3 protein-coding genes are annotated in these 6,778 nt (G+C 64.0%); 1 reads left to right on the top strand and 2 read right to left on the bottom strand.

Annotated elements, in window-relative coordinates; translation table 11 throughout:
• Positions 1-660 precede the first annotated feature (660 nt).
• Both FJ386_10960 and FJ386_10965 read right to left on the bottom strand, forming a co-directional pair.
• A complete protein-coding gene (locus FJ386_10960; GenBank protein MBM3877225.1) occupies positions 661-5,808 on the bottom strand; it encodes a c-type cytochrome in 5,148 nt (1,715 codons plus the stop codon).
• 55 nt (positions 5,809-5,863) lie between these two features.
• Positions 5,864-6,046: an OmpA family protein gene (locus tag FJ386_10965; GenBank protein MBM3877226.1), complete on the bottom strand. Its 183-nt coding sequence runs from the start codon at positions 6,044-6,046 to the stop codon at positions 5,864-5,866.
• Positions 6,047-6,163: 117 nt separating this feature from the next.
• Here FJ386_10965 and FJ386_10970 point away from each other — a divergent pair.
• The coding region (locus FJ386_10970) for a menaquinone biosynthesis decarboxylase (protein MBM3877227.1) at positions 6,164-6,778 on the top strand (615 nt) is incomplete at its 3' end.

Raw genomic sequence — 6,778 nt, forward strand, 5'->3', positions numbered from 1 at the left:
ACGGTTTCCCCGCCGGTTGCACCACCTCAACCGGCAACACCGCTTGTGACGCCCAAGCCGCCCCCTCCTCCACCGCACGATGCTCAGCCGAGTGCTGCGCAGGCACCATCCCAAGGGGCACCGGTCCAATCAGTTGAGGAACTTTCGCGCAGCACTGAATTGGCCGACTTGTCAAAGGCGCTCAACATCTACTACGCGCAGAAGAAGCGATTTCCAGCCAGCGTCAACGAACTTGCTTCGATCACTCCCAACGGCATACCCAAGCTTCCGCCCGGCTACCGTTACGTGATCGATACGCAAAACAGGATGGTCCTCATCGCGAAGTAGGTTGCTTTCCCACGGTTTGTTGAAGTGCCGAAACAAGGAGTGCTTCGATCAGTCCCCATCACCCCAAATGCCTAGTCGTCCGACCAGGACGTAAGCTCTTGGGTGAGCAGGCTGGGCCGAAAGGGCTTTTTCGCTGCACACTTATTCACCTAAGGTTTTGGGCGGACCTTCGAGCCAAGTCGCCTTTGACCTTTCGAGTCGCTCCCTCCAAGAAGTCGGATTGCGGATTCACCCTCATCGAACGTCTCGTCGTCATCGCCCTCCCCGGGCCTTCGCCCCCGCACTGAGGAATGGGATCAAGATGACGATTAGGATTCGGAGGAACCCGGCAACTCATCGCCGCTTCGGTGCCGCGCCCGCGCCGCTCTTGATGAACGCAATCAGGTCAGCCATTGCCTGCGGGTTCAAATTCGCCTCCAACCCTTCGGGCATCATCGAGAGGCCGCCGGTCTTCAGCTCCACGAGGTCGGCGCGCAGCACGGTGTCGTCCTGGCCGCCCGCGTTGCGGAGGGTGATGCTGTTCGGCGTCTCGGCCACGATGATGCCGCTGACGTCGCGAAAATCCTTCGTGTAGCCGATGTAGTACACGTAGGCAGGGTCCACCGCCTGACTCGGGTCGAGAATGGCCGTGAGCAATTGCGACACGGGCTTGTCCGCGACCGTGCCGAGGTCCGGCCCGACTCCGCCGCGCCCGCCGCCGCCGACGCGATGGCACGTGCCGCACAGCCCACCGAACACGGCACCGCCGCGTTGCGCGTTGCCCGTCAGCGCCTCCACGCCCTTGAAGCGTTCGATGACTTTGGCGCGGTCGGGGTTCACGCGCGTGAAGAGCTTCGCCGCGCGCTCACGGATCGCGGGCTGCGTGTGCGCGAGCAACACCTGCTGCTGCGCGAGTCCGAGCGCGCTGGCCGTGAGCTTGCCGGCCTCGATGGCGCCGAGCAACGACTGCGTCCACTCCGCGCGGCTCAACAGCGCGGACAAGGCCTCGCCGCGCACCGCGGGCATCAACTCGTTCCACTTCGCGAGCAAACTCTCCGCGACGAGCGGCGACGCGAGCTTCTTGAGGCTGGTCATCGCGGCCTGCTGGACCTCGGGTGGCGAGGTCGGGTGCAGCAGCGCGATGAGCCGGGCGATGTCGGCGTCCTGCTCGGTGGGCCCGCGCGCGAGCAGGCGGGTGGCGGCGCTTGCGGATTGCGGGTTGCGGATGGCGGATTGGAGCGAGGCGTCTGCGCGGGCCTGGATGAACAGGCGGTCGAGGTTTGAGATTCGCCCTCGCAATTCTGCCGAGCCGCCGGCCGACAGCTTCCCAAGCGTCGAGCCGCGCCGTTCGAGCGCCTCCACCAGACCCGCCAGCGCGCTGAATTGCCACGGCGCGAACCCGCGCGCTTCAGGCGTCCCGACTTTCGCGAGCGGCTTCAACAGCGCATTCGGATCATTCCCCGACACCGTCAGCCCCATCAACTGCTCGATGAGCGCGGACGCCGGCCTGACGGGGTCGCCATATTCAAACACGAGGGCGAGCATTTCGCCCGCATGCTTCGAGGCGGAAGACAGCACGGCCGTTTGCAGCGGGGAGGAGTCCGGGTCTTTCAACGCAAGCAGGGCGAGCATCGCCGCCGCCGCGGGCGCGTCACTGGCGCCGAGCGAATAGGCAAGCTGCGTCCGGACACGCGGCGATTCATCCTGTGGCAACCGTATCAGCGCCTCCAAGACCTGCCCCTCGCCGTAGTTCCGCTTCGCCGCCTCCGCGCCGTTTCCAGCCGGTGCGAGTTGCTTCGACGCCACATTGTAACGGGCGAGGATGGAAGGCATGTGACGCTCGGCGATGGCGACCGCAAACTCGCGGACACCGGGATTCGGATCCTTCAGGCAGAGCGCGAGGTCGGTCAACTCGGCGCGGGCGCACGCTTCGAGGGTTGCAAGCCATTGCAGTCGCACGCGCGCATCCGGGCTGCGAAACGGTGTCGGCCGGATTTCACTCATCCCCGTCGTCGCGGATCCGGAGTCGACGAGCAACCGCTGCACGGTGTCCCGTTGCCAGCCGTTTGGCGAGTCCATCGCCGCGACGAGTTCGGTCGTGTTGAGCTTCGCGAGATTCGGAACCTTTCGCAGCGGCTTCCCCTCGGGAACCACGCGCCAGATGCGCCCCTTGTCGTCGCCGTCGCGCATGTCGGGGCGGCTCTTCAGCTCCTCCGGGAAATACTCCGGGTGCTCGATGATGAGCCGATACATGTCCGCGATGTAGAGCGCGCCGTCGGGGCCGGTCTTGAGCATTGTCGGGCGGAACCAGTTGTCGGACGACGCGAGGAACTCGCGCTTCTGCTCGTCGGGCGCGCGCTGGCTCTTGAAGCTCACGCCGTCCGGCTCGAGCACTTCGCGGTGGACGACGTTGTTCGCCGGCTCGCTGATGAACACGCTTGTGGCGAACTCCGGCCCGAAGAGGTCGTCGCGATACGGGGACGGGCTGTTGGCGCTGGTGACTTCGTTGACGCGGTCGGGCCAGTTGAAGCGCTGCTGCCGCGAGCCGACGGTGAAGACCTGGTTCGGCGGCGTGTAGTTCGCGAGCATCGTGCGCGTGGATTTCACGACGAGTTGCGGGTTGCGCTTCAGGTAGTGGATGGGGACGTGATAATGCCAGAGCCAGTTCGGGTTGTTGTTGCCAAACCAGTTCCCCCAGTCGTCGCGCCGCCGGCCGAACTGCGTTTGTCCCGCGACGAGTTCGATTTCGCCCGTGTCCGGCTTGAAGCGGAGGTCGTGGCCGCGGATGTCAATGGGAGGTGAATTGCCCGTCACCGGGCCGGACAACACGCCGCCGACGCGCTGGATCAATCCTCCGCTGTCGCCGTTCGCCGCGTAGACCCAGCCGTCGAGACCAAACTCGAAGCCGTTGATGCGGTGTTGCTGGTTGCCCTCGCGGAAGCCGGTGAACAACACTCGCTTCACATCCGCTCGGCCGTCGCCGTCGGTGTCCTCCGCATAAACAATGTCCGGCGCAGCGCTCACGAGCACGCCCTTGCGCCACGGCATGACGCCATTCGGGAAGTTCAAGCCGTCCAGGAAAACGGCGCGCTTGTCGTAGCGCCCGTCGCCGTCCGTGTCTTCGAGAAAGATGACGCGGCCGGCGGGTCGCATGGTGGGTCGGGCGGCCGCCGCGGTCGATGTTGGCGAACCCGCCGCGTTGGCGGCGACCTGCGTCCTGTCCGGCACGCCACTCGGATAGTCGTGCATCTCGACGACCCAGAGCCGTCCGTCCGCGCCCCATTCGAAGGCGACCGGGTCCATCACGAGCGGTTCGCTCGCGACGAGTTCGACCTTGAAACCGGGACGAACCTGCATGGCAGCGAGCGATCCGGCGGGCGACGACGGCGGCGGTTCGTCGCCCGTGAGCAAGTCGCTGAAAGCCATGCGATGAACGACATCCGGCAGGTGCGCGGTGTCCTCGTTCTGCACGAAAAGTTGCCCGCGATGGAACCATGCGCCGTTGTTGCGGTGCTCGCTATCGCGGACGAACGATGGGATGTCGCGGGCGCTTGATTCGACCGAAGTGCCTCTCACTCCGGCCCTCTCCCCATCGGATGGGGAGAGAGTGGCCAACGGCCGGGTGAGGGGTTCGCGTTTCCCCTCGCGCTGTTTGTAAGTCCAGCCTTTGGCCCAGCCGAGATTGCCTCGTGGGGTGGCGATGTAGAGATGAAGTGAAAAACCCTTCTCGTTTGAGACGAGCAAATCCTCGAAACCGTCGCCATTCGCATCGGCAAAGCGCACGCCGTTGTCGCGTCCCGCGTGGTCCACGAACGAGACTCCCTTGGGCCATCCGGCGCCGAGCTTCCACCACGCCTTGTCCTTCTCGGACCATTGGAAGATCGCCTGCTGCGATTCGTTGGCGACGATCAACTCGCAGATGCCGTCGTGGTCCATGTCGCGGAAGCGGACGCCGGTGTCGGGAGTGAATCCTTGTGCCAGCTTCTCTATCGTCAGGGAGTTTGTGTCCGGTGGGCTAGGACGCGTCGGCAGGAAAGCCATCTGCGTCCTCACATCACCAGGAATGCCGTTCGTCCGATGAGCGCTCTCCACCCACTCCTTGCCATCGAAATCCCAAAATGACAGGCGTCCTCGAACTTGACGACCTCCGAGGCTGAGCCCGAGGACGGATGGCTTTCCGTCGTCGGCTAGGACTGAAAACCTCGTGCGTCCCTCGGTGGCTGCAATGTGCTTCTCGCCTCCTGTATTGTCACGCGACGTGAGGTTCGACCCAATCATCAACGGAAACGCAATCTCAGTCCAGGTTCGTTGCTCAGAATTCCAAAGGCGGCAGAAGCGGGTCACCTCATTTCCAACCACCACGTCCATCAGCCCGTCATTGTTCACATCAAGCAGCCGCACGCCGTTCTCACCACCCCTGGCATCTCGCAGTGGATTTCCCTTCAGCAGATTCTTGTCCAGCCGCTCCTGCGCCTCGCGGAACGTCAGAAACTTCACCTTCTTGCCGTGCGTGCGCTCCGCATGGTCAATGAACTCCACGATCTGCGCCGCGCTGCTCCAGCCGTGCGGATGGAATATCCACGTGAACACGCCCTGCTTGCGCACGACGGCGTCGAGCGCGGCCTTCCAGTCCGCGAGCGTGATGGGGTTGGTCGGGCCGTGCAGGTTGAACGCCTCCCAGTCGCTCGGCACCATCGCGGGGAACTCCCAGCAGACCTTGTTGATGACGTAGGGATACGGATAGTCCTCGATCCACGTGCCGAAGTTCGCGAGGGATTTCCTCGTCACCGCGTTTGTCTGCGCCGGAAAGTATTTTCGGAAACGCTCGCGGCCCTGCGCGTCGAGCACCAGTTCGCGCGGGAGCGAAGTGTCGTTCGTCGTGGGTACGCACATCACGGAAGAATCAATCGTGAGGAAATGTCCGTTCGGCGAGGCGCGGTTGAACATCTCCGCGTAGAAGCGCGGGCTGGGCGAGTTCATCGAGTCGCAGCACGGCATTCGGAAGGCCACCGGTTTGTTGCCGGGGACGGACGCGAGCAGGTCCACGCCGCCGTGATAGGTGTTCGCCGCATTGGTGAAGCTGCCCCTTTGCAGCAGCGGGCATGGATGCGCGAGCGTGTGGACGTCGAGCGAGAGGCCTTCCTTGAGCCACGCCTCAAGTTGCGGCGCGTCGTTGGTCGTGACGATGTTCACCATGATGCTGACCGGCGCGCGTCCGTCCATTCTCTTGAGCCGTTCTAGAATGGGCCGCAGGAAAGTCTCGTAACGCTTCGTGTCCCGCATGTCGTCAATCGCGAGGATCACGACCGCCTCAACGCCCGGCTCCCCGACCCATTGCGGGGTGATGAGCTTGGGGAAATCGCGATGCGGATAGAACGGGTCGTCGTTGTCGAGATACGTGAGGCGGTTGCCGGCGTTTGTCGGCGTGGCCGCAAAGGCTTGCGAAGCGGACGCAACGACGGCGGCGACAAGCGCGAGCGAAGGCAATCGAAGCGGGACCATAGCGTGCGGCAGGCTAGCCGCGCGCCGCAGGTTGGCGAGTAGAAAGTCCTGCGAGCTACTCCGTCTTCGCAGCGGCCTTCGCCTTCAGCAGATCCTCCGGCATCACGATGAGTTCGATGCGCCGGTTCTTCGCGCGGCCCTCGGGTGTGGCGTTGTCCGCGATGGGATGGAATTCACCGTAGCCGACCGCGGTGAGGCGCTTCGGGTCCACGCCGGCTTTCTCGCTCAGGAAGCGCACCGCCGGCGATGATCCAAGCCCGTTTGTCCACGGCGCGAAGCTACTGGCACACGCACGCGGATCAAGCGGGAACGACTGCTTTCCCTCCGCTCGCGGCGCTGCTACGCTCGCTGCGCTATGGCGTTCGACTCCTTCCGCGACTTCGTGCAGCGACTCGACCAGGCGGGCGAGTTGATCCGGATCACGCAACCCGTCGCCACCGAACTCGAAATCACGGAACTCGCCGACCGCCAGATGAAATCGCCGGGCGGCGGCAAAGCGCTGCTCATCGAGAAACCCACGGTGAACGGAGTGGTGTCCCCATTTCCGCTGGCAATCAATACGATGGGCTCCTGGAAACGAATGGCTCTAAGCCTGAACGCGAATTCGGTTGACGAAGTCGCCGCCGAACTCGGCTCGTTGATGAAGGCCAAGCCGCCCACGTCGCTGCGAGATACGATGAAGCTGCTCGGCCAGGCGATGGACCTGCGCCACGCCAAACCGAAGCTCGTGAAGGATGGCCCTTGCAAGGAAGTCATCCACAAATTCGAGGCTCCACCCACACGAACCGAGCCCTGGCCGAAGGCTCCTGATGTGCATCAGCCTTCAGCCTTCAGCCTTCAGCCTTCGACCTTGCTCAACCTCCCCATCCAAAAATGCTGGCCGCTGGACGGCGGCCGTTTCATCACGCTCCCCTGCGTCGTCACCAAAGATCCCGACACCGGCGAGCGCAATGTCGGCATGTACCGCATC

The sequence above is a fragment of the Verrucomicrobiota bacterium genome (genome assembly GCA_016871675.1).
Taxonomy (GTDB): Bacteria; Verrucomicrobiota; Verrucomicrobiia; order Limisphaerales; family VHCN01; genus VHCN01.